This is a genomic window from Asanoa ishikariensis, assembly GCF_900107455.1.
Classification (GTDB): domain Bacteria; phylum Actinomycetota; class Actinomycetes; order Mycobacteriales; family Micromonosporaceae; genus Asanoa; species Asanoa ishikariensis.
The window spans coordinates 60,068-84,359 of record NZ_FNQB01000001.1 but is presented as its reverse complement, the minus strand read 5'-3'; the positions used below and the strand labels follow the sequence as shown (position 1 = coordinate 84,359).

The window sequence follows — 24,292 nt, the reverse complement described above, 5'->3', positions numbered from 1 at the left end:
CGGTCGCACGGGGCTATAGCTCAGTCGGTTAGAGCGCAGAGCTGATAACTCTGAGGTCGCTGGTTCGATTCCAGCTAGCCCCACTTCAGACGGTTGCGAGCGTGAGGGGATTCCCCCAATGTTGAAGAAGCTCCTGATCATCGTCGGAGTCGTAGGCGTCGCCGCCCTGGTCGTCAAGAAGGTCAAGGCGTCCAGCGACGAGCGGGCCCTGTGGCACGAGGCGACCACCGCTCCCGACCTCCGATAGTTTTCCGATCTGGCGGCTCCACCCGCCGTCGGGGCCGTAGCTCAACTGGCAGAGCACTGCCTTTGCAAGGCAGGGGTTAGGGGTTCAAGTCCCCTCGGCTCCACCGAATGCTGATCCCCGTGGGTTTCGAGCCCGGCAAGCTTCACCGCGGTGCCGGCCGGTCAGGTCTGGACTGGCCGCGAAGAGACGATCGCGGATCCGTCTAACGGCCACCAACGGCACCTGTTCACGCTCATCCATGCGTCGACCGTCGCCGGTACGCTGCGCCCGTGAGCTATGACCTCCTGTTCCTGCGCCGGCAGCCGGAGCAGAGCTGGGACGAGGCGCTGGAAGCCGCCGAGGACTACCAGGATTTCGGTGCCGGGCCGGACAAGCAGGTCTGGCAGCAGGTGGTCACCCGGGCAAAGCTGCTGTTGGGCGAGGTCGAGGCCAGCCTGACCGACGACGGCGGCGAGATCAGCCACGATCGCACCGGCATCCAGCTCTCGCTCTACGCGGACTCCGCTGAGATGAACGTCCCCTACGGCGACACCGGCGAGGACGCCACCGCCGTACTCCGGACGATGTTCCTGCTCGGCCAGGTGGTCGAGGAGGAGACGGGCCTCGAGGGCTACGACCCGCAGCTCGAGCAGCCGATCCGCGCGGCCGCCGCCAATCTGGACCTGGGCGCCGCGTCGTTCGAGATGGTCGCCCGGATGCTCAGCAAGCCCAGCGGCTAGACCGTGATGTTCCAGCGCTTCGCGAGCTGACGCCGGCCCTCGTCGGTGATCCGGAGGGCGCGGTGGCCGGGCGCGCGCCGCACGAACCAGCCGTCCGCGAGGGTCTGGGCGCACAGCGCCGCGCCGAGGGCGCCGGCCAGGTGGGGGCGGCGTTCGGTGAAATCGAGGCACGAGCGGGCGAAGGCCCGCCGGCTGGTCTTGGCGCCCACCACGTCCACGCCCGCGTCGGCCAGCACCTCGGCGCCCGTCGGGGTCAGGGTGAACCCGTCGCCGCCGGCCGCCAGGAGCTCGTCGGCTACGAAGGCGTCGACGAGGGACACCGCCACGACGCCGGCCAGATGGTCGTAGCAGGTGCGCGCCAGCGTCATCGCCTCGTCCGTGCGGGACTGGCGCAGCGAGCGGATCGGTCGTGGCGGGCTGATCGCGCCCAGTGCCTCCAGTGCGTGGGCCACGTCGGGCGAGGCCAGCCGGAAATAACGGTGCCGCCCGCTGTGGGTGACCGCGACCAGACCGCCCTCGACGAGTTGGGACAGGTGGCCGCTGGCCGTCGAGGCCCGCACACCACCGGCCCGGGCGAGCTCGCCGGCGGCCAGCGCCTGGCCCGATAGCAGCGCGTCGAGCATGGCAGCGCGGGCCGGCTCGGCGATCAGCCGCGCGGCCGCGGCCAGGTCGACATCGGTGGTCATCGCCCAACGGTAGGCCGCCGACACTTCGGCGCCGACCGAACTGTTCGGCTCCTACCTTCGGCCCATGATCATTGAACTGATTCCGGCGGCGGTCGACGAGGTGCTGGGCCGGGCCGAAAGCTGGCTCGGATGGGACGGGCGTCCCGTGCACCGGGACGGCAACGCCTGGACGCCGCACAAGGCGATCCGCCGCGTCGCCGATCACCTCGTCGACCACCTCGCCGAGATCGACTGCCGGCTCGCCGGCCTGCCGACGATCCCCGACGAGTGGCACGGCCGGACGGTGACCACCCATGCCGACTTCGCCCGGTTCACGGAGGTCGACCTCGACGAGGCACGCAGCCGACTGACCCGGCTCGCCGCCTGCTACCGGGCGAGGCTCGGGCAGCTCGACACCGAGGCCCTGGACCACGAACCCGAAGACGGCGCCTGGTCGATCCGCAAAATCGTCGAGCACGTAGCCAACGTCACGTACTACGCCCGCATGCTCGACCCGACCGACGCCTAGCACCTGTCCTGCCGATCATCGCGGGCCTCCGATCACGATGGCCGGGGTCGGGGCACTGGCGATGAGGCCAGGTCGGCTGGCGGTGGCTGGGATCCGGGCACCTCCGGGTCATCTGGCGGTGACGACTGCCTGGCTCATGGTGATCGGAAGTGAAGAAAGGCTCTAGTTGCTTGGGGCCTCGGAGGGGTCCTGCGGGGCCAGCGTCGGCGACGGTGGGCCGGACGGGCTCTCCGACGGTGGTTCTGGCGTCGTCGAAGGCGGGGTTGTCGGTGTGGTCGACCGCGGCGTCGGTGTCGTCGAGCGGGTCGGTGGCGTCGACTGCGTCGGTGTCGAGTGGGTCTCGCGTGGTGTCGGGGTGGGCGAGGGTGGCGGGCTGTTTCGCTGCTGGGAGTTGGAGCCCGGCTGCTCGCCGCCCATCGCGTTCGTCTGCTCCGGGCGCAGCAGGAAGTAGCCGACAAAGGCCAGCAAGAAGATCACCAGGAGCACGACGGTGGAGAGCCGGATCTTGCCCAGCTTCAAGCGGCTCATGAGGCGGCCATCGGCTCGGCGGTGTCCAGGGCCGTGGCTACCCGGACGCCTTCGTGTTGGAAGGCGATGGCTACTCGGGAACGTAGCTCGCGGCCGACGTCGAACTGCTTGCCCGGCAGTGTGCGGGCCACGATCCGCAGGTGCACCGAGTCGACTTCGAGGCTCTGCACGCCGAGCACCGTCGGCGCGTCCAGCAGCAGGGCGCCCAGGTTCGGGTCTTCGACCGCGGCCACGGTGACCTCCTGGAGGATCTCGCGGGCCCGGGTCAGGTCGACGCTGGTCGGCACCGGCACGTCGATGACCGCCCGTGCCCAGTCGCGGGACATGTTGATGACCTGCACGATCTGGCCGTTGGGGATCATCACCACTTCGCCCTGGAGGGTTCGCAGGCGGGTGATCCGGAGGGTTACCTCTTCGACTGTGCCGGTCACGCCGGTCTCCGAGCCCAGTGTGCCGATCCGGATCGTGTCGCCGAAGCCGTACTGGCGCTCGAAGATGATGAACGTGCCCGCCAGGATGTCCTGCACGATCCGCTGGGCGCCGAAGCCGAGCGCGACGCCGAGCACCGCGGCGGGCGCGACCAGGCCGGTCACCGGGACGTTCAGGCGCTGCAGGATGAGCACGGCGGCGATCGAGTAGATCGCCACGATGATGAGCCAGGTCAGGCCCTGGGTCACGACGTGGCGGTGCTTGGCTCCCTCGTCGGCTATCTGCCCGGTGCTCGCCGGATGGGCGTCGATCCGCTGATAGATGCGTCCGCTGATCCACCGGGTCAGTCGGGACAGCAGGATCGCCCCAACCACGAACAGGACGACCAACAACCCACTGCCGCGCAGCCAGTCGGTCAAATCCTTCGTTGAAGCCATCGCCACCACCATGGCAACCCATCCTGACAGGGCCCATCAGCGACCGCACCAGCCGACCGGTCGTCAGGCCTCTTGGAGAGCGGTAAGAATCACCTCCCCGAGCTCGACAGGGCGGGTGAACTGCGGCCAGTGCCCCGTCGGCAGGTCGATGTAAGAGACATCACGAATGCGGGCGAGCTCGGCAGTGTAGGGCGAACCCTGCTCAATCAGTGACCGCAACTCCACGCTGGGGAACTCGCACGCGATCACCGTCGCCGGCACGTCGTAGCGGCGCGGATCGGAGAGCGAGATCGGGCCGGCGGCCACCAGCAGTGGCGATGGGATGGCGCGGGCCCGGAAGGACGCGCGTAGCGACTCGGACAGGTCGACCAGGTCCTCGTCGTCGAACACCGACCACGCGGGTAGCGGCACCTCGCCGTTAATGGCCGGCAGGCTGTCGTTGATGCAGTCGCCGTCGGAGGCCGGCACCGCGTCGACATAGACGACCCGGTCGACCAGCGTGGGCCGGGCATCGGCCACCGCGTGCGCGATCGCCCCACCGCCGGAGTGGCCCACCAGCACGATGCCGTCGGCCGGGTCCAGGTCGTCGACCACCGCGACAACCGCATCGACGTGATCACCGATGGTGATCGAGGCCCGAGCGGCGCCGGCGACCATGCCCGGCAGCGTCAGCGCGTGCGCGCGGTGCCCGGCCTTCTCGATCACCGGCACGACCTCGTCCCACGAGGAACCGTCGAGCCACAAGCCAGGGATGAGAACGAAGTCCATGGCGGGGAGGTTAGGACAGGCCTCCGACAATTCTGACGTGCGACCGCCGGCGCAGCCGGACCCCGAAGCCGACCGCGACCAGCACGAGCAGCAGTAGAGCGGTCACCGCTCCGTGGAGGAGTCCCCGGTCGAGATACCCCACCGACGTGTGGTCGATGGCGTAGGTGCCGATCTCCCGGCTGAACCAGAAGGGCAGCAGCCGGGCCGCGTTGCCCGCCGGGTCGAGGATCATCTGCAGACCGACCACGGTCATCAGCACCAGCATCCCCTCGAGGTCGCGGGGGAGCAGCGCGCTGAGCGCGAGCCCGAGCAGCGGCGCCACCAGCACGCCGAGCAGCATGATGACCGCGATCGCGCCGTACCGGACGTGGTGCTGGTCGAAGCGGATCAGCAGGAAGTACGGCGCCGACAGGGCGAGGCCGAGCGTCCAGAGGGCCAGCAGCCGCCCGAGGAAGAGTTGGTGCGTGAGATAGCCCGACAGCCGCAGCCGGGGTTCGAGCGACCGCGCGGCCGAGCCCACGAACAGCGCCGCCGCGCTGAGCACCCAGGCCAGACCCAGACACACGAACCGGATCGACTGGCCCAGGTGGTCGCCGCGCCGACCCAGATAGAAGGCCAACGGCAGGACCAGCAGCAGCACGAGTACGCCGCGTCGCCGTACCGTCTCGCGCAGCGTCATCTCGGCGATCGTCATGGTCCGGTTCATGCCGCCACCCCTGTGGAGCCGGCCGACAGGTCGAGCACGATGTCGACCCGGTCGAGCTGGTTGAGCAGGTGGGTGACCACCACGACGGCCCGTCCCGCGTCGCGCCAGCGCCACACCTCGTGCCAGAAGTCCAGGTACGTGCCCCGGTCGAAGCCCTGGTAGGGCTCGTCGAGCAGCAGCACGTCGGGGTCGCCGAGCCCGGCGAGCACCAGGTTGAGCTTCTGCCGGGTGCCGCCGGACAGGTGCCGGGCCTGCGCGTTGCCGGGCACCCAGTCGAGCGCGGCCGCCCGCCGGGCACCCTCCCGCACGGCGGCGGCCCGGGGCACCCCGCGACCGGCGCCGATCAGCGCGAAGTGCTCGTCGGCGAGGAGGAAGTCGGCCGTGCCGCCGGCCTGGGGGCAGTAGCCGACCGTGCCGTGCAGCTCGACGTGGCCACCGTCGGCACCGACCAGCCCCGCGCAGATCCCCAGGAACGTCGACTTGCCGGAGCCGTTGGCGCCGACCACGGCGGCGACCTGGCCCGCGTGCACGGTCAGCGAGACGCCGGAGAGCACCGTGCGCCGGCCATAACGCTTGAAAATGTCAACGGCTCGCAACCGCACCGGGCCGGGCGCGGAGCCGGCGACAGTGACAGGACCACCGACGCTGTCCGCGACGGCCGCGGCATAGGCGGACGGTGGACCGAAGGCCCGCAGCGGCGGCTCACCGCTGTCGCGCAGATGCCCGGCCGCCTCGGCCACCACGTGCGCGGCCAGGTCGGGTCCGACGCCGTGCCGCCGGAGCTCGTCGGTGAGTGCGGCCAGCCAGATCTCGTGTCTCACCGGGCCGTCCTTTCCTGGAGTATCGCGCCGACCCCGCCGGCGAACGCCGCCCATTGGCCGGCGGCGTCGCCCACGACCGCGAGGCCCGCAGCGCTGATCGTGTAGTACTTGCGGGCCGGACCGCTGCCACCCTCACGCCAGTAGACGGTCACCAGGCCGGAGCGCTGCAACCGCAACAGCACGGGGTAGAGCGTGCCGCCCTGGATCGTGCCGAGGCCCGCGGCCTCCAGCGACTGGGCCAGCTCGTAGCCGTAGGAGTCGCCGCGCGCGAGCAGCCCGAGCACGCACAAGTCGAGCACACCTCGCAACCACTGCGCCCGGCGATCCTGATCCACAGTCGGGGACGCTAGCACGGCTATCTAGATAGCGAAACAACCTAGTTACCGCGCCGCCGTCGGCCTATCCGATGCTCTTCGGTCTCTGCGCCTACTACGACACCAGCTTCAACCGGCGCCAGCTTCCGCTGCTGTTGGCCGACCTCGATCGGCTCCCGCCCGGAGTGATCCCCGAACCGGCGGTCGCCGAGATTCGCAGACCCGCTGCGGTCACGGTGGCAGGCCCGCATCTGTATCTGTGGTTCGTCGGAGACTGACCCGGTCGCTCAGTCCGGGGTGACGCGGAAGACCGGCCAACCGATCTCGGTGCGCCAGGCGTCGGGCACGTCGGTGTCGCGGGGGCCGACCAGGTAGGTCTCGTAGATCGGGCCGTCGACGGCCAGCGCGTGCTCGACCACCCAGGCGCCGAGCCGGCCGTACGTGACGTCGATGTCGTCGTGCGGGCCGTGGTGCACGGCCACGGCGAGGTCGATCGCCGGCAGTTCGAGGACCTCGATCCGGCCCGCACGGTGTGGCGAGCGGACCGGCCGGAAGACCGTCACCGCACCGGCGCCCTCGGTGAACAGCTCGTTGGCGTAGCGGCCGCCAGGTGGTCCGGTGTGCTCGGCCGGCGGGAAGACCGCGTCCAGTTCGGCCATCGCGGCCGCGTACCAGGGAAGCACGTCCGGGAGGGTGACCCCGTCGGAGACGGCGGCGACCGTCCGGGCCGGCACCGAGCGGAGCTCGACCTTCAGGTCCGCCGGGTCGGGGCGCAGCAGTTGGCGCAGCGACACGACCGCGGACCGGGTGCGGTCCAACTGCTCCTCCAGGCGCTGGAGGTGGCCGGCGATCAGCTCGGTGCGCCGCTTGGGGTCGTCGGTCGCCAAGATCGACTTGACCTCGGCCAGCGGCACGTCCAGCTCCCGGAGGCGGTGGATGACCTGCGCGGGCGGGATCTGGTCGGCCGAGTAGTAGCGGTAGCCCGTGAACCGGTCGACCGCGGCGGGCTCCAGCAGGCCGGCCTCGTGATAGCGACGCAGTGTGCGCACGCTCAGGTGGGTGAGCGCGGCGAACTCGCCGATCGTCAATCCTGGGCGCATTGGACCAGTTTGCTCCCTCTCCCTGGGGGAGGGTCCACGACTTGACCCTCTCTCGGCGGGAGGGGTCACGGTGGGTCCATGAATCTTCCTGCCACGATCACCACTTATCTGAAGGCGCACCAGGCCCGCGATGTCGAGACCGCGCTCTCGGTCTTCACCGTCGACGCGCTGGTGCGTGACGACGGCCATACCTACACGGGTACGGCCGAGATCCGGGACTGGCTGGGCGGCGCGGGCGCCGAGTACACGTTCACCACTGAGCTGACCGGGGCCAGTGAGGTCGATGCCGAGCATTTCGACGTGCGCCAGCGGCTCGCGGGGGACTTCCCAGGCGGGGTGGTCGACCTGCACTACCGCTTCACGCTGCGCGGCCCGGCCGTGTCCGAGTTGGTGATCGAGCCGTGACGCCCAAAACCTGGTTCATCACCGGAGGCACACCGGGCGGGTTCGGCATGGCGTACGCGGAGGCGGCGCTCGAGCTCGGCGATCAGGTGGTGCTGACCGCCCGGCGCACCGATGCGCTGCGGGACTGGGAACGGGCGAACTCCGGCCGCGCCTTGGTCCTGCCGCTGGACGTCACCGACCCGGCCGCGGTCGAGGCGGCCGTGAAGGCGGCCGAGGAGCGCTTCGGCGGCATCGACGTGCTGGTCAACAACGCCGGGCGAGGCTGGTACGGGTCGGTCGAGGGCTCCTCCGACGCGGCCGTCCGGCAGCAGCTCGAACTCAACTTCTTCGCCGTGCTCACCGTGCTGCGCGCCGTCCTGCCCGGGATGCGGGCGCGGCGCAGCGGCTGGGTCGTCAACATGTCGTCCGTGGCCGGGGTGCGCGGGGTGACGGGGTTCGGCTACTACAGCGCGGCCAAGCACGCGGTGGAGGCGATCACCGAGGTGCTCCGCGCCGAGGTGGCTCCGCTGGGCATCAAGGTGCTGGCGGTCGAGCCGGGAGCGTTCCGCACCAGGGCCTACGCCGGGTTCGCCGACGAGCCGGTCGAGGAGGAGATCGCCGACTACCGGCCGATGCTGGACGGCGTACGCGCGACGATGGTCGACCAGGACGGCAACCAGCCCGGCGACCCCCGGCGCGGCGTACAAGCTGTGCTGGCGGCCATGGCCCAAGAGGCGCCGCCGCACCGCCTGGTCCTCGGCAGCGCCGCCTTCGACGCCGTGACCGCCACCTTCGAGGACGCCCTGGCCGACGTCCGCGCCTCCGAACCTCTCTCGCGCGGTGCGGACTTTGACCCGCTGCCTGGCAGGACGTGAGGTCCAACGATGACCGAGTCGACGGTGCAGGCACGTCGACTCGGTCAGCTACCGCGCGCCTAGATCAACGCTTCCGCCGGAGTTCCCGACGATTTCGCGAGCCCGATCGATGGCGTCGCCCTGTGTGCGCTCGTGGCCACTACGCCGGCTGGAGCTTGGCTTGGTGAGGGCCGGTGGGTGAGACAGGTGGCGCGGAAGGTCCGACTCTGGATGGCCGCGTGCGAGGATCGGCGCTGTGATGGGAACGCTCAAGACTGAGCCGGCGCTCGGCCGGACCGACCTGTTGGCCAAGCCGGTAGTCGAGGCTCTCGAGCGGTGGCCTGGTGACGCGGCCGTGCCGGTCGAGGACATCCTGGTCGCGCCGATCGATGCCGACCTCGCGGACACCGCGGCGTTCTGCGAGGCGTACGAGGTCGGGCTGGACGTCTCGGCCAACTGCGTGATCGTGGCCGGCAAGCGCGGTGGCGAGGTCCGCTACGCCGCGTGTCTGGTGCTCGCCACCACGCGCGCCGATGTCAACGGCATCGTGCGGAAGCTGCTCGACGCCCGCAAGGCCAGCTTCGCGCCGATGGACGAGGCCGTGACGCTGACCGGGATGGAGTACGGGGGCATCACGCCGATCGGGTTGCCGGCCGACTGGCCGATCCTGGTCGACGCCCGCGTCGCCGGCACGACGCGGGTGATCATTGGGTCGGGCGTGCGGCACAGCAAGATCGAGCTGCCGGGTGCCGCACTCGCGTTGCTGCCCAACGCGCAGGTGGTCGAGGATCTGGCGCGCTGATCACTCATGTTCCACGTGGAACATGAAGATCAACTAGTCGCGGCCGCCTCGCGCTTCTCGACCTCGGCCAGCACCTCGAGCAGGGTGGCCACCTCCTGCGCGCCGCTCACGCCGTACTTGCCGGCGAAGATGAACATCGGCACCGCGGTGATGCCGAGCTCGCGGGCCTCGGCCAGCGCGGCGCGTACCTCCTCGGCGCCTCCGCCCGACTGCAGGTATTCCGCTGCCTCCGCCTCGTCCAGGCCGATCGTGCCGGCCAGGCGGGCGAGCTCCTTGTGCGAGCCGACGTCCACCCCGTCGACGAAGTGCGCCTCGTAGAGGGCCTCGACCATCTCGCCCGACTTGCCGACCTGGTCGGCGAGCTGAACCACGCGGTGCGCGTCGAACGTGTTGGCCGCCAGCGACCGGGCGAAGTCGATGTCCAGACCATCCCGGGCCGCGGTCTGCGCGGTGTGCTCGGTGATCTGGCGGGCTCGCTCGGGGCCACCGAACTTGTGCGCGAGCGCCTCGATGGTCGGCACCGGGTGCGGCACGGGGGACGGGTCGAGCTGGAACGGCCGGTATCGGATGGTCACGTCACCGGGGTACGAGTCGAGCGCCTTTTCCAGCCGCCGCTTGCCGATGTAGCACCAGGGGCACACGACATCGGCGTAGATTTCGATCTCCACGCCAGCCCCAACCCGCGACTCAGGCGATCTGTTCCCGCACCTGCCGCTTGAGCCGCGCCAGAATCGCGCCGCCGCCGCGTACCCGCAGCGGGCTGATCGCCTGGGCCAGGCCCATCTGCTGGTAGAGGTCGTCGGGCACGGAGAGCACCTCGTCGGCGCTGGCGCCCGAGAGCCCCTCGGCCAGGATGCCGGCGAAGGCGCGCGTCGTCGGCGCCTCCGGCGGGCAGTCGAACCAGGTCGTCACGGTCTTGTCCGCGGCCACCACGGCCTTGAGGAAGAACGGCGTCTGGCACTCGGGTACGGGTTCCATGCCGGCGTGGCCCACCATCTCGGGCGGCAACGCCGGCACGGCGTCCGAGTACTCGAGCAGCATCTCCAGCACCACGTCGCGCGGTGCGGAACGGAACTCGTCGACGATCTCGGCCAATTTCGGCGGCATGACCCCTACGTTAGTTGCGCTGAGCGGTGGTTGCCGTCTCGTGGATGAGGGCCAGGTCACCCATGGCGATGATGCCGACGAGCTGGCGGTCGGTGTCGGCCACCAGGATCCGGCGGACCGATCGCCGCCGCATGAGCTCGGCCGCCTCCTTGAGGGTGGCCGACTGCTCGATGATCACGATCTCGCGGACCGCCACCTCGCCGAGCGTCACGGACGACGGCTTGCGGTTGGTCGCGACGGACCGGGTGACGATGTCGCGGTCGGTGACCATCCCCGCCAGGTTGGCTCCGTCGGTCACCACCACGTCACCGATGTCGGTTTCGGCCATCGCGCGGGCGGCCTCGTCGAGCGGCGTCTCCGCCGGCAGGTAAACGATCCGCTTGGTCATGACGTCCGCAACTCGCACAGTGGCCACGGCCCCTCCCGCTCCCCGTCGTGCCGCCGGAACCTTCCCAGCCTTCGCTCAGCTAAGCCGACGGTACGCCGGAAATCGCCGTGCGAGTCGCGATCGCGTCAGCGACCTCCTCGACGGAGAGGTCGGTTCGCTCACCGGTCGCCCGGTCGCGCAACTCGACGTATCCCTCGGCGAATCGGCGGCCGACCACGACCGTCACCGGGACGCCGATGAGCTCGGCGTCGGTGAACTTGACCCCCGGCGAGACGTTGGCGCGGTCGTCGACCAGGACCCGCAGGCCCATCCTGTGCAGCCGCTCGCCGAGCGCGAGCGCGCCGGCGATCTGGTCGCCCTTGCCCGCGGCGACCACGTGCACGTCGACCGGCGCCACCGCGGCCGGCCAGACCAGGCCGCGCTCGTCGTGGTGCTGCTCGGCGATCGCCGCGACCGCCCGGGAGATGCCGATGCCGTACGAGCCCATCGTCGGCCGGACCGGCTTGCCGTCGGCACCCAGCGCGTCGACCGAGAACGCGTCGGTGAACCGGCGGCCGAGCTGGAAGACGTGGCCGATCTCGATGCCCCGGCGCATGGTCAGGGTGCCTTCGCCGCAGGCGGGGCAGGGGTCGCCGGCGCGCACCTCGGCCGCCTCGATCGTGCCGTCGGCGACGAAGTCCCGCCCGTGCGTCACGTCGATCGCGTGCCGGCCGGCCTCGTTGGCGCCGGTCAGCCAAGAGGTGCCGACGGCGACCCGGGGATCCACGAGGTAGCGGATGCCGAGCCCGGCGAGCACCTGCGGGCCGATGTAACCCCGGACCAGGAAGGGGTGGGCGGCCCAGTCGTCGAACATCGCGACCGTGGCGGGCTCGAGGGCGGCGGCCAGGCGCTTGAGGTCGACCTCCCGGTCGCCGGGCACGCCGATCACCAGCGGGGCACCCTTCCCACCGGGGGGAGTCACCGTGACGACCACGTTCTTGAGGGTGTCGGCGGCGGTCCAGTCGGTGCGGCCGCCGAGCCCACGCGCGTTGGCCAGGGCGACCAGCGACTCGATGGTCGGCGTCTCCGGGGTGTCGTGCGTGGTCGCCGCGGGCCGCGCGGCCGGGTCGGTGGCCTCCACCGCAGGGGTCACCACGGCCTCGGTGTTCGCGGCGTACGCGCAGGCGGCACAGCCCACGTAGGTGTCCTCGCCGGCCGGCGCGGTCGCCAGGAACTCCTCGGACGCCGAGCCGCCCATCAGCCCGGACATCGCCTTGACGATCGTGTAGCTCATCCCGAGCCGGTCGAAGATCCGCTGGTACGCCGCGCGCATGGTTGCGTAGGAGGCGGCGAGACCGGCGTCGTCCAGATCGAACGAGTAGGCGTCCTTCATCAGGAACTCGCGGCCGCGCAGCAGTCCGGCCCGGGGCCGCGCCTCGTCACGGAACTTGGTCTGCACCTGGTAGAGCAGCACCGGATAGTCGCGGTAGGAGCTGAACAGGTCGCGCACCAGGAGCGCGAACATCTCCTCGTGGGTGGGCGCCAGCAGGAACTCGGCACCCCGCCGATCGGCCAGGGTGAAGATGCCGTCGCCGTACTCGACCCAGCGTCCGCTTGTCTCGTAGGGCTCGCGCGGCAGCAGCGCCGGGAACTGCACCTCCTGCGCACCGACCTCGGCCAACTCCGACCGGACCACCTCGGTGACGCGGTCGAGCACCAGCTTGCCCAGCGGCAGCATCGTGAACCCGCCTGGCGCGGCCCGCCGGATGTATCCGGCCCGCAGCAGCAGGCGGTGGCTGGCGACTTCGGCGTCGGCCGGATCCTCGCGCAGCGTGCGCAGGAACAACGTGGCCATACGGAGCAGCATTCGCGCAGCTTAGGCCGGACTCTGAAAGAGAGTCGAACGACTTTGGCCCGACCGGCAACCATTCACGGCTGTTTCTTCGTCTGGGGTGACGACGCGAGGAGGAACCAGGGTGGACGAGTTCGACGACTTCGTCCGGGCGCGCACACCGGCCCTGCTCCGATCCGCGTACCTGCTGACCGGTGACCAGCATCTGGCCGAGGACCTCGTCCAGACCGCACTGGCCCGCACGCATCGCTCGTGGCGCCGGTTGGACGCGTCGGAGAACGCCGAGGCGTACACCCGCCGCACGATGTACCACCTCCAGGTCTCTTGGTGGCGGCGGCACGGTCGGCGGCCCGAGTGGCTGACCGGCGACCTCCCCGAGCCTCGTGCCCGAGCGGCCGGCGTCGACCACGCCAACCAGGCCGCGGTCCGGATCACCCTCCGCAACGCGCTGATGCGGCTGACCAACCGCCAGCGGGCGGTCCTCGTCCTGCGCTTCTTCGAGGACCACACCGAGGCCGAGGCGGCCGACCTGCTCGGCGTCTCGATCGGCACGGTGAAGAGCCAGACCGCGCGGGCGCTGGCCAGGCTCCGCGCCGTGGCGCCCGAGCTCTCCGACCTCTACGTCGTGCACGCGAAAGGACCAACGCGATGAACCCCGACGACCTTCGCACCGCACTGGCCGACCTGGCTGACGAGGTGCGCCCCGTCGACCTGAGCGATCGGGCCCGGGCCACCTCGCGGCAGACCGCGCGGCGGCAGGTGGCGGCCACGGCTACGGCCGTCGCGGTGGTGCTGACGGCCGGCGGGTTCGCCTTCGCCGGACAACCCGGGTTCGACCGCAGGCCTGTGGGACCCGCCGACGAACGCACCGGCAACCCGCTCACCGAGGGCGAGGTGACAGCGGCGACCGTGCGCGTGCCGGTCTGGCAGACCGCCGGGTGCCCGGCCGGCGACGTCCGGCTGTCCGACCCGGGCCCGGAGTTGGCCAGGTGGGGTCCGGTGACGCTCGGCGACGTCGACCGGGACGGCACGGGCGACGCTCTGGTGGTGTTGCGCTGCCAGGTTGGGGAGAACCAGGTGCTGGCCCTGCACCGGGCGCCGGACGGCACGGTCGCCACGTTGGGCCAGGTCGTGACGGACCGGCCGGTGGTCGGTGGCGCGTTCATCGCCGAGACCCAGGTCGGCCCTCCTGGCCTGGTCGAGGTGATCTGGCGCGACGGGGCGGTCGCGACCGCCGAGCGACAACGACGGACGTACGAGTGGAACGGCACCGGGTTCAGTCAGACCAGCGGTCCGAAGTCGTTCCCACCGGCGGCGTACGACGTGCGGATCTCGGCCAAGCCGGTCCGGCTGGTCAGCAACGCTGCCGGCGACCGGGCCGGCGACCTGGAGCTCACGGTCGAGAACGCGGGCACCATCACCCTCGGCGCCGCGAAGGTGACGCTCGAGACGCCGGTCCCGATGACGGTCCGGTCGATGATCGGGGCCGCCACCGATCACCCGGATCTCGTCCAGTGGGCCGACCCGCCGCTGCGGCTCGAGGTCACGCTGAAGCCGCTGCTCCCCGGCGACCGCACGACGGTGACGATGCGGCTGGTCTACCCGCGGGGCATGCGACCGGCCGGCGGAATCCTGTCCATGGGCGCCACCGGAGACGCCACACCGGACGACAACCAGGTCTCCTTCGTGGCGAGGTGATGTTGCCGACACGTACGGGTGTCGTTCACTGCAGTCAGTGCCAGAATGCGCGATGTGCGTTGGGGTAGCTACGTAGCGGTCGGGGACAGCTTCACCGAGGGAATGGACGATCCCTACCCGGACGGCACCTATCGCGGGTGGGCCGACCTGGTCGCGGCGCGGTTGGCGGCCGACCGGCCCGACTTCCGCTACGCCAACCTGGCTATCCGGGGGCGGCTGTTCCCGAACGTGGTCGACGAGCAGGTGCCGGCCGCGGTGGCGATGAAGCCGGACCTGATCAGCTTCGCCGCCGGCGGCAACGACGTGCTGCGCCGCTCGTTCGATCCGGAGAGCCTGATGGGCCGGTTCGACTCGGTGGTCCGTGAGCTGCGCTCGACCGGTGCCGACGTCATCGTCTTCCGGTTCGCCGACGTCACCTCGCGGCTGCCCGGTCAGCGGATCATCGGTCCGCGGGCGGCCGTCCTGAACCGCGCCGTCGGCGAGACCGCGGACCGCTACGGCGCGCACATGATCGACCTGTTCGCCGACGACGAGTTCCACAACCCGGTGATGTGGGGCCAGGACCGGCTGCACCTGTCGGCCGCCGGGCACCGCCGGGTCGCCGGGCATGTGCTGACCGCGCTGGGCGTACAGGCGGATCCGGAATGGTTGGTCCCGCAGGCGTGGCTGCCGTCGGCGCGCTGGCTGAAGGCCCGCGCGGCCGACGCGCTCTGGGCCGGCCGGCACCTCGCGCCCTGGGTCAAGCGTCGGCTGACCGGCCGCTCGTCGGGCGACCTGGTCACGGCGAAGCGCCCGGAGTTGTCCCCGTTCGGCGAGCTTGGTTGACCCACGTGTGACCTCGACGGTGTTCACTGTCCCGCATGGCACAGCTAAGCCGCCGAGGTCTGCTGGGCGCCACCGCCGCCGTGGGCCTGTTGGGCGTCGCGGCGTGTGAGGGTGGTGAGCCGGCCGCGACACCGCCGTTCGACCCGCATGACTGGGCGAGCGTCCGGGCCCAGTTCGCGCTGGACCCGACCGTGGCGCACCTGTCCACCTTCGTCTTCGCACCGCATCCCGCCGGGGTCCGTGCCGCGATCGAGCAGCACCGCGCCGGGTTCGACCGGGACCCGATCGGCTACCTGCACGCGCACGAGGCGCAAGCCGACCGCAGGGTGGCCAGCGCGGTCATGAACTACCTCGGCAACGGGAGCGACCGGGTGGCGTTCACCGACTCCACGACGCTCGGGCTCGGTCTGCTCTACGGCGGCCTGCGGCTCGGCGCGGGCGACGAGGTGCTGACCACCAAGCACGACTTCTACGCGACGCACGAGGCGTTGCGGTTGCGCACCTTGCGCGACGGGGTCGCGGTCCGGCAGATCGAGCTCTACTCCGACCCCGCCACGGCGTCCGTCGACGAGATCGTCGGCAAGCTGACGGCCGCGGTCGGGCCGCGTACCCGGGTGGTCGCGGTGACCTGGGTGCACTCCAGCACCGGGGTCCGGCTGCCGATCCGGGCGATCGCCGATGCCCTGGCCGGCCGCGACGTGCTGCTCTGCGTCGACGGGGTGCACGGGTTCGGTGCCGTCGACGCGACACCCGAGAGCCTGGGCTGCGACTTCCTCGTGTCCGGTTGCCACAAGTGGCTGCACGGCCCGCGCGGCACGGGCCTGATCTGGGGCTCCGATCGCGGCTGGTCCCGGTTCGCGCCGAGCGTGCCGTCCTTCGACGGGCGCAGCCTGGTCGCCTGGCTGACCGCGGGCAAGGCGCTGACACCGCCCGGCCCGGCCGCGACGCCCGGCGGCTATCACAGCTTCGAGCACCGGTGGGCCCTCGCCGAGGCGTTCCACCTGTACGAGAACATCGGCCGGGACCGGGTCGCCGGTCGGGTCCGCGAGCTGGCCACCCGACTCAAGGACGGGCTGGCCGGCATCGGCGGGGTCGAGCTGGCGACGCCGCGCGACCCGGAGTTGTCCGCCGGCGTGATCTGTTGCCGCATCGGCAACCTCCAGGTCGACGAGGTGGTGGGTCGGCTCGCCGCGGCCAAGGTGGTGGCCAGCGCGACGCCGTACCGGACCACGTACGTGCGGTTCGGCCCGGGCATCGCCAACAGCGAGGAGCACATCGACGCGGCGCTGCGCGCCGTTCGCGACCTGGTGTGAGAGTTACGGGTATAGCGTTGGTCTTATGCCCGTTTCGAAGGACCCGGACCCTCGGCTGCAGGCGTACGCCGACCCGCAGTCCCTGGTCACCACGGAGTGGCTGGCGGAGAACCTGGGCCGCGACGGCCTGGTGGTCGTCGAGTCCGACGAAGACGTGCTGCTCTACGAGTCGGGCCACATCCCCGGCGCGATCAAGGTCGACTGGCACACCGACCTCAACGACGAGGTCAGCCGCGACTACGTCGACGCGGAGGGCTTCGCCGCGCTGTGCGCCGCCAAGGGGATCAGCCGCGACGACACCGTGGTCTTCTACGGCGACAATTTCAACTGGTGGGCGGCATACGCCCTCTGGGTGTTCTCGCTTTTCGGCCACCGGGACGTGCGGCTGCTCGACGGCGGCCGGCAGAAGTGGGTCGCCGAGGGGCGGGAGCTGACCCGGGACCGGACCCACCGGGCGCCGACCCCGTACCCGGTGCCGCGTCGCGACGACGCCCGGATCCGGGCCTTCCGCGAACAGGTGCTGGCGCACGTGCAGGCCGGCCGGCCGCTGGTCGACGTGCGCTCGCCCGACGAGTACACGGGCAAGCTGCTGGCCATGGAGGCCTATCCGCAGGAGGGCGCGCTGCGCGGCGGGCACATCCCGGGTGCGGTGAGCAAACCGTGGAAGTCGGCGGCCAACGACGACGGCACCTTCAAGTCGGCCGACGAGCTGCGGGCCATCTACGAGGACCAGCTCGGGCTGTCCGAAGGGGACGACGTCATCGCGTACTGCCGGATCGGCGAGCGCTCCAGCCACACCTGGTTCGTGTTGCAGCACCTGCTCGGGTTCACCCACGTGCGCAACTACGACGGCTCGTGGACCGAGTGGGGCAATCTGGTGCGGTCGCCGATCGCCAAGGGCGAGAAGCCCGGCTCGCTCAAACGCTGAACGTGACGTCCAGCACGCCAAACTGCCGGACAAATCACCCTAGAACCCCCCCAATTACTAGGCCAAATTCAAGATCGCGACATCTTGTTGGTCTTGACAGCTGGCTAGGCTGGCCACGTGACGCTGGAACAACAAGCGGACCCCGCCCTGAGCGCCGCGTCCACACCGCCCAAGCGCCGGTCGCGGCGTGAGGAGATCCTCGAGATCGCGGTCGGCCTGTTCGCCTCCCGCGGCTATCACGGCGTCTCGATGGACGACATCGGGTCCGCGGCCGGGGTCACCGGCCCCGCGCTCTACCACCATTTCGCCGGCAAGGAAGCCATGCTGGTGGCCGCGCTGATCCCGGTCAGCGAAGGGCTGCTGGCCGGTGGCCGGGAGCGGGTCGCACGGCATCCGGGCGAGACCGCCCTCCCGTCGCTGGTCGAGTTCCACGTCGACTTCGCGCTGGCCAACCCCGCGGTGATCGCCCTGCACCTGCACGAGCTCGACCGGCTGCCGGAGGACCCGCGCCGCCAGATCCGCCGGCTCCAGCGGCTCTACGTCGAAGAGTGGGTCAAGGTGCTGTTGCGGATCCGCCCTGACCTCACCGCGCCCGAGGCCCGGGCCCTGGCGCACGCCGCGTTCGGCCTGATGAACTCCACCCCGTTCCTGGGCGGAGAGGTCGACCGCGTCCGGCTCGCCGAGCTGCTCCGCGCCGCGACGATGGCCGCCCTGCGCCCGACACCCTGACCCGCCACCACGCTGAACGACCCCTCAGGTAAACATGGTTCGCGGGCAGTGTCGCCCGCCGAGAGGGGAGTTCTGATGATCGAGTCTCTGCTGGTCGCCAACCGGGGCGAGATCGCCCGCCGGGTGATCCGCACCGCTCGCCGGCTCGGCGTGCGCACGATCGCCGTCTACTCCGAGGCCGACGCGGACCTGCCGTTCGTGACGGAAGCCGACGAGGCGGTGCTGATCGGTCCGGCCAGCGTGGCGCAGAGCTACCGCAACGTCGAGGCTCTCCTGGCCGCCGCGAAGACCACCGGCGCGCAGGCGGTGCACCCCGGCTACGGCTTCCTCTCGGAGAACGCCGAGTTCGCCCGCGCGGTCGAGGCGGCCGGCCTGATCTGGGTCGGTCCCAGTCCCGAGGCGATCAGCGCGATGGGCGACAAGATCAACGCGCGCAACCTGATGGCGGCCGCCGGTGTGCCGGTCGCTCCCGGCACCACCGACCCGGCCGCGTCGGTGGACGCCGCGGTGTCGGCCGCCGCCGAGATCGGCTACCCGGTGATGGTGAAGGCCGCGGCGGGTGGCGGTGGCATGGGCATGGGCGTCGCCGTCGACGAGGCCGCGCTGCGCACCGAGTACGACAAGGTCCGCGCGTTCGCCGAGCGGATGTTCGGCGACGGCGCCGTGCTGATCGAGCGCTACTTCCCCCGCGTACGCCATGTCGAGGTGCAGATCCTGGGCCTGGCCGACGGCACCGTCGTGGCGCTCGGCGAGCGGGAGTGCTCGGTACAGCGCCGCAACCAGAAGCTCGCCGAGGAGTCGCCGTCGCCGGCGGTCTCACCGGAGCTGCGGGCCCGGCTGCTGGCCGCCGCCGTGCGGGCCGGCGAGGCGGTCGGCTACCGCAACGCGGGCACCGTCGAGTGCCTGCTGGAGCCCGCGACCGGCGAGTTCTTCTTCCTGGAGATGAACACCCGGCTGCAGGTCGAGCACCCGGTGACCGAGCTCGTCTACGGCGTCGACCTGGTCGAGGAGCAGCTACGGGTGGCGTCCGGCCTGCCACCGGCGTTCGACCCGGCCGCGCTCGCACCCCGCGGACACGCGATCGAGCTGCGGATCAACGCCGAGGACCCGAAGCGGTTCCTGCCCGGCCCCGGCGCGGTCACCACCTGGGTCGAGCCGGCCGGCGAGGGAGTCCGGGTCGACTCGGGGTACGCCGCAGGGACGACCGTGACACCGTTCTACGACTCATTGATGGCCAAGCTCGTTGTGTATGGCGACGACCGGGCGCAGGCGCTCGAACGGGCGCGGGCCGCGGTCGCCGCGTTCGAGATCGTGGGTCCGAAGCAGAACCTGCCGTTCTTCGCCGAGCTGCTGGACAACGCCGAGTTCCGCTCCGGCGACTACGACACCGGCATCGTGGCACGCATGCGATAAGTGGCTAGATGACCATTTTTTCCCATTCACCTGCGTGACCCCGTTCAGGCCAGTTCGTTACCTAAGGCAGTGGCGGTCATAACCGGTCAAATCAGGCCGGACCGCCACCGCTAACGAACCGGCGAGCGGGAAGGCGGGCCCATGATTCGGTCGGGAGTCGCGCGCGTCAAGCGCCAGACCTCGCGCCGGGTTCTGGTCCGCACGCTCGTCGTCGGTGGTCTCGCGGGGGCGGCCTGGCTGCTCTCCGCGTCAGCGGCGCAAGCCGCTGCCGCGGAGCCCGTCGACCGGAGCACGGGGTCCGTCCTCGTGCCGCTGGGCGGCGTGCTGGAAACCGCGAAGCCGGTGTTGAGCACGGCAGAAGGTCTGCTCGGGGGAGCGTTGGCGCCGGCAACGACGCACGGCTCCAAGGCGTCAGTGCTGACGCACGCGCCCGTCGAGCAGCCGGTGCCGACCGGCCGGACCGCCATGCGGCGGGTGAGCTCCGATCCCGCCGTTGCCGTTGTCGCACCCAGTACGACGGCGAAACGCTCCATCTCCATCGCGGACGCGGCGCCGGCCCTCGGGTCGGACCAGGCCGCCGTCCGTACGGCCGACCGCGCCGGCGTCCCTGACGGGTCGTCGAACCGCTCGGCGAACCGGCCCGGAGCCCGCGTCAGCGGGTTGGCCGGCATCGGACTGGTCGCTCCGCTCGGGGTCACCCGAGCGTTGGCCGTCCCAGGCGCCCTGCTTACCCCGGTGGCTCAGGTCGCCCTGCCGGCCCTCGCGCCGGTCACCGCGTTCTTCCGCCCGATGACCTCGATGCTGCGGTTCGCCGTGGTGCCGTTGTTCAGCACGGTCGGCGTGGTGGCCAGGACGGTGACCGGCACTCTGCCCGGCCCCCGCGGCCGGCCAACCTCGGTTGTCACGCCCAACGGTCTCGTCGGCGTGCACGGAGGCGTGTCATCCGGCACGACCGGCACGACCGCTCCGGGTGCGGCCACACCGGCCACACTTCGGGCCGCTCACACCGAGACGAGCACCGTCCGGCAGCACGCCGGCCGGCCGGAACGCGCGGTCGAGACCGTGTCGTCCCGGAACAAGGGCGATGCGCCCAGCCTGCCGTATCCCGTGCCCACACGGGGTGAAGGCAGTGCTTCGGGGACCCCGGCCAATGCGGCGGGTTCGCCGATGGGCGGTGGTGCGTTCGCCACCGTTCCCTCGTCGGTCGCAGACAGCATGCTGGCCTACCAGTTGCTGCCGAAATCGGCCGACACAGTGGTACCGCGGCGTGACGCCGAGGAACCGACCGTCTCACCTGACTAGTGATGAAGGACCTGCACCGGCGACGGGCAGGAGCCGACCAGCCCCACCGGGCCACCCGGCCCGCGTAGCGCGGCAGATCAGGGATTCCGATGACCGCTCGCACTAGCGGCGAAACCCTGGCCGGACATCACGAACCACACCTGGGCGCACGTCGACAGGCGGAGTCAGGGCACCTCACGGCACCGTCGCGCCCGGACAGCGACACCACGGCAACACCCTCTTACTGACATTATTGAAAGGTCACTTCACCCAATGAAGACTTGGGTTCGCAAGTCCATCAGCGTTGGCGTCATGGCGGCTGGTGGTCTGCTCGCGACGCAGGCGGCGGCTCAGGCCGACGTCATCACCAACGGCAACTTCGGCATCGGCAACGGCACCCAGGTCGTGACGCCGATCCAGATCGTCGCGGACATCTGCGGCAACAGCATCGCCGGCGCCGGCGGCGTCGCGTTCGCGCAGTGTGACGGCGGCGCAGCCGCAGTCAACGGCGTGGGCGGCGGCGGCAACATCGTCTCGTCGGGCAACTTCGGCATCGGCAACGGCACTCAGCTCGTGGCGCCGATCCAGGCCGTCATCGACGTCTGCGGCAACGGCATCGCGGCCGCGGCCGGCGTGGCGTTCGCCGCGTGTGACGGTGGCGCCCTGGCCGTCAACGGTGGCGGCGAGAGCAGCGACAAGAACGACGGTGGCTACCACAAGAGCCACAAGGACGCCTCCGACGAGGCTCTCGCGATGGCCGAGGGCAGCAAGAAGCACAAGAAGAACAAGGGTGCTTGGAACGACCAGGCGACCAACATCGTCTCGTCGGGCAACTACGGGATCCTGAACGGCACCCAGGTCTACGCGCCGATCCAGGTTCCGATCAGCATCTGCGGCAACTCGATCCCGCTGATCGGCGCGGTTGCCTTCGCCTCGTGCGACGGCGGCGCGGCTGCGGTCAACGAGAGCGCTCGCGCGGAGGGCGACGACTACGACGGTCGTGGCCACGACGGCCGTGACCACGACGGCCGTGGCCACCGTGACAACGGCGGCAACGGCGGCACGACGCTCTTCACCGGCAACAACTTCGGCATCGGCAACGGCACCCAGCTGTACGCGCCGATCCAGGCGCCGATCAGCATCTGCGGCAACGGCATCGCCGCCGCCGCTGGTGTCGCGTTCGCGGCTTGCGACGGTGGCGCGGTCGCCGTCAACGAGAGCGCCCGCTCCGAGGGCACCAACGTCATCACGACCGGCAACTACGGCATCGCCAACGGCACCCAGGTGTACGCGCCGATCCAGATTCCGATCGACGTCTGCGGCAACTCGATCGCCGGTGCTGCGGCTGTCGCGTTCGCGCAGTGCGACGGTGGCGCGATCGCTCTCAACGAGAGCGCTCGTTCCGAGGGTGCCCGCGACGAGGCGCTGCCGGTTCTCGGCTCGCTCCCCGTCGTCGCCGGCCTGCCGGTCGTCGGGTCGCTGGGGCAGAACACCGCCCCCGCAGCCGCCGCCCCCAAGATGGCCGACGCGCCGGGCGCCCGCTCGGCCGGTGCCACCGAGGGTGACGACTACGACGACGACGACCGTGGTCACGGCAAGCACGGCAAGAAGCACGACCAGCGCGGTCCGCGTGGCGGCGCTGTCGCCTCCAACGGCGGTGGCACCAACCTGATCACCACCGGGAACTACGGCATCGGCAACGGCACCCAGGTGTACACCCCGATCCAGATCCCGGTCGACATCAGCGGCAACGCGATCGCCGCCGCCGGTGGCGTCGCCTTCGCGCAGAGCCAGGGCGGGGCGCTCGCCCTCAACTGATCCACCGCACGACCGCACGACCCGCACGAAAAAGGGCCCCCGCGACCTGCGGGGGCCCTTTCGTATTCGGATGTAGTACCTTAACGATAGTTCAGTCGCGTTGGCGAAGGGGTCGGTGTGGCACTCGACGACGAAGATCTCGAGCAGCTCGGCAAGCGGGTCCGGGCCGGTGGCGCGGAGCGCTACCACGCGTCCAACGCGGCCAAGGGCAAGATGTTCGCCCGCGAGCGGGTGGCCCATCTGGTCGACGAGGGCTCCTTCGTCGAAGACGGGCTCTACGCCAACGCCCTGGCCGAGGGCCTGCCGGCCGACGGCGTGATCACCGGCCAGGCGACCATCGACGGCCGCCGGGTCTGCCTGATGGCCAACGACTCGACCGTGAAGGCCGGCTCGTGGGGCGCGCGTACCGTCGAGAAGATCATCCGGATCATCGAGCGGGCCTATCAGTCCGGCCTGCCGATGGTCTACCTGGTCGACTCGGCCGGCGCCCGGATCACCGACCAGGTCGACCTGTTCCCCGGCCGCCGCGGCGCCGGGCACATCTTCTGGAACCAGGTCCGCGCCTCCGGCTCGATCCCGCAGGTCTGCGCGCTGTTCGGCCCGTCCGCGGCCGGCGGCGCCTACATCCCGGCGTTCTGCGACGTGGTCGCGATGGTCGACGGCAACGCCAGCATGTACCTCGGCTCCGACCGCATGGTCGAGATGGTCACCGGTGAGAAGACCACGCTGGAGGCGATGGGCGGCGCCGCCGTGCACACCCGCGAGTCCGGCGTCGGCCATTTCCTCTGCAAGACCGAGGACGAGGCGCTCGAGACGGTCCGCCGCTACCTGTCCTACCTGCCGGCCAACTACACCGAGCAGCCGCCGGCTCTTGCCGCGGTCGCCCCGCCGCAGGCCGACCTCGCCGCGATGGTGCCGCCCAGCGAGCGGCAGGCCTTCGACATGCGCAAGTTCGCCAAGGGGCTGCTCGACGAGGGCACGTTCTTCGAGATCCAGGCCCTCTGGGCGAAGGAGCTGACGATCGGGTTCGGCCGTCTCGACGGCCAGGTGGTCGGCGTCGTGGCCAACAACTCGATGTTCAAGGGCGGCGTGCTGTTCGTCGACTCCGCCGACAAGGCCACCAGGTTCGTCCAGCTTTGCGACGCGTTCAACGTGCCGCTGCTCTTCCTCTCCGACGTGCCCGGCTTCATGGTCGGCACCGCCGTCGAAAAGCAGGGGATCATCCGGCACGGCGCCAAGATGATCACCGCGATCTCCGAGGCCACCGTGCCGAAGATCTGCGTCGTGGTCCGCAAGGCGTACGGTGCCGGCCTTTATGCGATGGCCGGCCCCGGTTTCATGCCCGACGCGACCATCGCCCTGCCGACCGCGAAGATCGCGGTGATGGGCGCCGAGGCCGCCGTCAACGCGGTCTACGCAAACAAGATCGCCGCGATCGAGGACCCGGAGGCGCGGGCCGCCTTCGTCAGCGAGCGGCGCGAGGCCTACGAGCGGGACATCGACATCGTCCACCTCGCGAGCGAGCTCGTGATCGACGCGATCGTGCCGCCCGAGCTGCTGCGCGCCGAGCTGGTCGCCCGCTACGCGGCCGCCCAGGGCAAGGACCGCCACTTCTCCCGCCGTCGCCACGGCGTGACACCCGTCTAACCACAAGGAGC

29 protein-coding genes and 2 tRNA genes are annotated in these 24,292 nt (G+C 70.8%); 19 read left to right on the top strand and 12 right to left on the bottom strand.

Annotation, left to right across the window (positions count from 1 at the left end; translation table 11 throughout):
- Positions 1–9 precede the first annotated feature (9 nt).
- The 4 genes from BLV39_RS00445 to BLV39_RS00435 all read left to right on the top strand — a co-directional run bounded on the left by BLV39_RS00445 (position 10) and on the right by BLV39_RS00435 (position 966).
- Positions 10–83 (top strand) — tRNA-Ile (locus BLV39_RS00445).
- A gap of 35 nt (positions 84–118) precedes the next feature.
- On the top strand, positions 119–247 hold the full coding sequence (locus BLV39_RS43525) for a DLW-39 family protein (protein ID WP_218137071.1): 129 nt from the start codon (positions 119–121) through the stop codon (positions 245–247).
- Between the two features lie 30 nt (positions 248–277).
- Positions 278–350 (top strand) — tRNA-Ala (locus BLV39_RS00440).
- Positions 351–516: 166 nt separating this feature from the next.
- Positions 517–966, top strand: a complete 450-nt coding sequence (locus BLV39_RS00435; RefSeq protein ID WP_090785948.1) for a hypothetical protein — start codon at positions 517–519, stop codon at positions 964–966.
- Here the strand turns inward: BLV39_RS00435 and BLV39_RS00430 are convergent.
- Complete coding sequence (locus tag BLV39_RS00430; protein ID WP_090790975.1) at positions 963–1,652, bottom strand: ArsR/SmtB family transcription factor; 690 nt, start codon at positions 1,650–1,652, stop codon at positions 963–965. The two genes, BLV39_RS00435 and BLV39_RS00430, sit on opposite strands and share 4 nt — an antisense overlap.
- Positions 1,653–1,716: 64 nt before the next feature.
- Here BLV39_RS00430 and BLV39_RS00425 point away from each other — a divergent pair, with 64 nt between their 5' ends.
- Complete coding sequence (locus BLV39_RS00425) at positions 1,717–2,160, top strand: DinB family protein (RefSeq protein ID WP_090785946.1); 444 nt, start codon at positions 1,717–1,719, stop codon at positions 2,158–2,160.
- Positions 2,161–2,322: 162 nt separating this feature from the next.
- Here the strand turns inward: BLV39_RS00425 and BLV39_RS00420 are convergent, their stop codons facing one another.
- The 6 genes from BLV39_RS00420 to BLV39_RS00395 all read right to left on the bottom strand — a co-directional run bounded on the left by BLV39_RS00420 (position 2,323) and on the right by BLV39_RS00395 (position 6,184).
- Entirely contained in the window at positions 2,323–2,688 is a 366-nt protein-coding gene (locus BLV39_RS00420) for an Rv3103c transmembrane domain-containing protein (RefSeq protein ID WP_090785944.1), read from the bottom strand.
- Positions 2,685–3,554, bottom strand: a complete 870-nt coding sequence (locus BLV39_RS00415; RefSeq protein ID WP_204083058.1) for a mechanosensitive ion channel family protein — start codon at positions 3,552–3,554, stop codon at positions 2,685–2,687. The genes BLV39_RS00420 and BLV39_RS00415 overlap by 4 nt, the downstream gene beginning before the upstream one ends.
- 63 nt (positions 3,555–3,617) lie before the next feature.
- Positions 3,618–4,322 (bottom strand): alpha/beta fold hydrolase, encoded by a 705-nt coding sequence (locus BLV39_RS00410; RefSeq protein ID WP_090785940.1) that lies wholly within the window; start codon positions 4,320–4,322, stop codon positions 3,618–3,620.
- 10 nt (positions 4,323–4,332) lie between these two features.
- Entirely contained in the window at positions 4,333–5,028 is a 696-nt protein-coding gene (locus BLV39_RS00405) for a hypothetical protein (protein WP_090785938.1), read from the bottom strand.
- Positions 5,025–5,849, bottom strand: a complete 825-nt coding sequence (locus BLV39_RS00400; RefSeq protein WP_204083059.1) for an ATP-binding cassette domain-containing protein — start codon at positions 5,847–5,849, stop codon at positions 5,025–5,027. Before BLV39_RS00400 ends, BLV39_RS00405 begins: the two co-directional genes overlap by 4 nt.
- Complete coding sequence (locus BLV39_RS00395; protein WP_090785934.1) at positions 5,846–6,184, bottom strand: PadR family transcriptional regulator; 339 nt, start codon at positions 6,182–6,184, stop codon at positions 5,846–5,848. The genes BLV39_RS00400 and BLV39_RS00395 overlap by 4 nt, the downstream gene beginning before the upstream one ends.
- A gap of 71 nt (positions 6,185–6,255) precedes the next feature.
- Between BLV39_RS00395 and BLV39_RS00390 the strand changes: the two genes are divergently transcribed.
- Positions 6,256–6,441, top strand: a complete 186-nt coding sequence (locus BLV39_RS00390; RefSeq protein ID WP_090785931.1) for a hypothetical protein — start codon at positions 6,256–6,258, stop codon at positions 6,439–6,441.
- A gap of 9 nt (positions 6,442–6,450) precedes the next feature.
- Here BLV39_RS00390 and BLV39_RS00385 read toward each other — a convergent pair whose 3' ends face one another.
- The gene (locus tag BLV39_RS00385; protein WP_090785929.1) at positions 6,451–7,263 is read right to left on the bottom strand and encodes a MerR family transcriptional regulator; all 813 of its coding nucleotides are present in this window, start codon (positions 7,261–7,263) and stop codon (positions 6,451–6,453) included.
- Positions 7,264–7,341: 78 nt separating this feature from the next.
- On the opposite strand from BLV39_RS00385, the gene BLV39_RS00380 reads away from it, so the two are divergent.
- From BLV39_RS00380 to BLV39_RS00370, 3 genes are all read left to right on the top strand, one after another.
- On the top strand, positions 7,342–7,668 hold the full coding sequence (locus BLV39_RS00380; RefSeq protein WP_090785926.1) for a nuclear transport factor 2 family protein: 327 nt from the start codon (positions 7,342–7,344) through the stop codon (positions 7,666–7,668).
- Entirely contained in the window at positions 7,665–8,522 is an 858-nt protein-coding gene (locus BLV39_RS00375) for an SDR family NAD(P)-dependent oxidoreductase (RefSeq protein WP_239084140.1), read from the top strand. The genes BLV39_RS00380 and BLV39_RS00375 overlap by 4 nt, the downstream gene beginning before the upstream one ends.
- 238 nt (positions 8,523–8,760) lie before the next feature.
- On the top strand, positions 8,761–9,303 hold the full coding sequence (locus tag BLV39_RS00370) for a YbaK/EbsC family protein (RefSeq protein ID WP_090785924.1): 543 nt from the start codon (positions 8,761–8,763) through the stop codon (positions 9,301–9,303).
- Between the two features lie 29 nt (positions 9,304–9,332).
- Here BLV39_RS00370 and BLV39_RS00365 read toward each other — a convergent pair whose 3' ends face one another.
- The 4 genes from BLV39_RS00365 to BLV39_RS00350 are packed head-to-tail and all read right to left on the bottom strand — an operon-like array spanning position 9,333 to position 12,644.
- Positions 9,333–9,971, bottom strand: coding sequence for a DsbA family oxidoreductase (locus BLV39_RS00365; protein ID WP_090785922.1), 639 nt, complete (start codon positions 9,969–9,971; stop codon positions 9,333–9,335).
- Positions 9,972–9,990: 19 nt separating this feature from the next.
- Positions 9,991–10,410 (bottom strand): SufE family protein, encoded by a 420-nt coding sequence (locus BLV39_RS00360; RefSeq protein ID WP_090785919.1) that lies wholly within the window; start codon positions 10,408–10,410, stop codon positions 9,991–9,993.
- A gap of 10 nt (positions 10,411–10,420) precedes the next feature.
- A complete protein-coding gene (locus BLV39_RS00355) occupies positions 10,421–10,825 on the bottom strand; it encodes a CBS domain-containing protein (protein ID WP_176984717.1) in 405 nt (134 codons plus the stop codon).
- A gap of 52 nt (positions 10,826–10,877) precedes the next feature.
- A complete protein-coding gene (locus BLV39_RS00350) occupies positions 10,878–12,644 on the bottom strand; it encodes a proline--tRNA ligase (RefSeq protein ID WP_090785915.1) in 1,767 nt (588 codons plus the stop codon).
- Positions 12,645–12,753: 109 nt separating this feature from the next.
- On the opposite strand from BLV39_RS00350, the gene BLV39_RS00345 reads away from it, so the two are divergent.
- The 10 genes from BLV39_RS00345 to BLV39_RS00300 all read left to right on the top strand — a co-directional run bounded on the left by BLV39_RS00345 (position 12,754) and on the right by BLV39_RS00300 (position 24,281).
- The gene (locus BLV39_RS00345) at positions 12,754–13,281 is read left to right on the top strand and encodes a SigE family RNA polymerase sigma factor (RefSeq protein ID WP_239084141.1); all 528 of its coding nucleotides are present in this window, start codon (positions 12,754–12,756) and stop codon (positions 13,279–13,281) included.
- Positions 13,278–14,327 carry a hypothetical protein gene (locus BLV39_RS00340; protein WP_090785911.1) on the top strand — a complete coding sequence of 350 codons (1,050 nt, stop codon included), beginning with the start codon at positions 13,278–13,280 and terminating at the stop codon, positions 14,325–14,327. The genes BLV39_RS00345 and BLV39_RS00340 overlap by 4 nt, the downstream gene beginning before the upstream one ends.
- Before the next feature lie 54 nt (positions 14,328–14,381).
- Positions 14,382–15,152 (top strand): SGNH/GDSL hydrolase family protein, encoded by a 771-nt coding sequence (locus BLV39_RS00335; RefSeq protein ID WP_090790972.1) that lies wholly within the window; start codon positions 14,382–14,384, stop codon positions 15,150–15,152.
- A 35-nt stretch (positions 15,153–15,187) separates the two neighbouring features.
- Positions 15,188–16,465 (top strand): aminotransferase class V-fold PLP-dependent enzyme, encoded by a 1,278-nt coding sequence (locus BLV39_RS00330; RefSeq protein WP_090785909.1) that lies wholly within the window; start codon positions 15,188–15,190, stop codon positions 16,463–16,465.
- A gap of 25 nt (positions 16,466–16,490) precedes the next feature.
- Positions 16,491–17,393 (top strand): sulfurtransferase, encoded by a 903-nt coding sequence (locus tag BLV39_RS00325; protein WP_090785907.1) that lies wholly within the window; start codon positions 16,491–16,493, stop codon positions 17,391–17,393.
- Between the two features lie 117 nt (positions 17,394–17,510).
- Positions 17,511–18,122 (top strand): TetR/AcrR family transcriptional regulator, encoded by a 612-nt coding sequence (locus tag BLV39_RS00320; protein WP_090785905.1) that lies wholly within the window; start codon positions 17,511–17,513, stop codon positions 18,120–18,122.
- 75 nt (positions 18,123–18,197) lie between these two features.
- A complete protein-coding gene (locus tag BLV39_RS00315) occupies positions 18,198–19,535 on the top strand; it encodes an acetyl-CoA carboxylase biotin carboxylase subunit (protein ID WP_090785903.1) in 1,338 nt (445 codons plus the stop codon).
- 141 nt (positions 19,536–19,676) lie between these two features.
- Positions 19,677–20,837 carry a hypothetical protein gene (locus BLV39_RS00310; RefSeq protein WP_090785900.1) on the top strand — a complete coding sequence of 387 codons (1,161 nt, stop codon included), beginning with the start codon at positions 19,677–19,679 and terminating at the stop codon, positions 20,835–20,837.
- A gap of 291 nt (positions 20,838–21,128) precedes the next feature.
- A complete protein-coding gene (locus tag BLV39_RS00305) occupies positions 21,129–22,634 on the top strand; it encodes a chaplin family protein (protein ID WP_176984716.1) in 1,506 nt (501 codons plus the stop codon).
- A 117-nt stretch (positions 22,635–22,751) separates the two neighbouring features.
- Positions 22,752–24,281, top strand: coding sequence for an acyl-CoA carboxylase subunit beta (locus tag BLV39_RS00300; RefSeq protein ID WP_090785896.1), 1,530 nt, complete (start codon positions 22,752–22,754; stop codon positions 24,279–24,281).
- The last annotated feature ends 11 nt before the right edge of the window (positions 24,282–24,292 follow it).

Bases quoted from the DNA above. Each gene is read 5' to 3' on its own strand.
- BLV39_RS43525 (WP_218137071.1), top strand. From the start codon at position 119: ATGTTGAAGAAGCTCCTGATCATCGTCGGAGTCGTAGGCGTCGCCGCC.
- BLV39_RS00430 (WP_090790975.1), bottom strand. From the start codon at position 1,652: ATGACCACCGATGTCGACCTGGCCGCGGCCGCGCGGCTGATCGCCGAG.
- BLV39_RS00425 (WP_090785946.1), top strand. From the start codon at position 1,717: ATGATCATTGAACTGATTCCGGCGGCGGTCGACGAGGTGCTGGGCCGG.
- BLV39_RS00420 (WP_090785944.1), bottom strand. From the start codon at position 2,688: ATGAGCCGCTTGAAGCTGGGCAAGATCCGGCTCTCCACCGTCGTGCTC.
- BLV39_RS00415 (WP_204083058.1), bottom strand. From the start codon at position 3,554: ATGGCTTCAACGAAGGATTTGACCGACTGGCTGCGCGGCAGTGGGTTG.
- BLV39_RS00410 (WP_090785940.1), bottom strand. From the start codon at position 4,322: ATGGACTTCGTTCTCATCCCTGGCTTGTGGCTCGACGGTTCCTCGTGG.
- BLV39_RS00405 (WP_090785938.1), bottom strand. From the start codon at position 5,028: ATGAACCGGACCATGACGATCGCCGAGATGACGCTGCGCGAGACGGTA.
- BLV39_RS00390 (WP_090785931.1), top strand. From the start codon at position 6,256: ATGCTCTTCGGTCTCTGCGCCTACTACGACACCAGCTTCAACCGGCGC.
- BLV39_RS00385 (WP_090785929.1), bottom strand. From the start codon at position 7,263: ATGCGCCCAGGATTGACGATCGGCGAGTTCGCCGCGCTCACCCACCTG.
- BLV39_RS00380 (WP_090785926.1), top strand. From the start codon at position 7,342: ATGAATCTTCCTGCCACGATCACCACTTATCTGAAGGCGCACCAGGCC.
- BLV39_RS00370 (WP_090785924.1), top strand. From the start codon at position 8,761: ATGGGAACGCTCAAGACTGAGCCGGCGCTCGGCCGGACCGACCTGTTG.
- BLV39_RS00360 (WP_090785919.1), bottom strand. From the start codon at position 10,410: ATGCCGCCGAAATTGGCCGAGATCGTCGACGAGTTCCGTTCCGCACCG.
- BLV39_RS00350 (WP_090785915.1), bottom strand. From the start codon at position 12,644: ATGCTGCTCCGTATGGCCACGTTGTTCCTGCGCACGCTGCGCGAGGAT.
- BLV39_RS00340 (WP_090785911.1), top strand. From the start codon at position 13,278: ATGAACCCCGACGACCTTCGCACCGCACTGGCCGACCTGGCTGACGAG.
- BLV39_RS00330 (WP_090785909.1), top strand. From the start codon at position 15,188: ATGGCACAGCTAAGCCGCCGAGGTCTGCTGGGCGCCACCGCCGCCGTG.
- BLV39_RS00325 (WP_090785907.1), top strand. From the start codon at position 16,491: ATGCCCGTTTCGAAGGACCCGGACCCTCGGCTGCAGGCGTACGCCGAC.
- BLV39_RS00315 (WP_090785903.1), top strand. From the start codon at position 18,198: ATGATCGAGTCTCTGCTGGTCGCCAACCGGGGCGAGATCGCCCGCCGG.
- BLV39_RS00310 (WP_090785900.1), top strand. From the start codon at position 19,677: ATGATTCGGTCGGGAGTCGCGCGCGTCAAGCGCCAGACCTCGCGCCGG.
- BLV39_RS00305 (WP_176984716.1), top strand. From the start codon at position 21,129: ATGGCGGCTGGTGGTCTGCTCGCGACGCAGGCGGCGGCTCAGGCCGAC.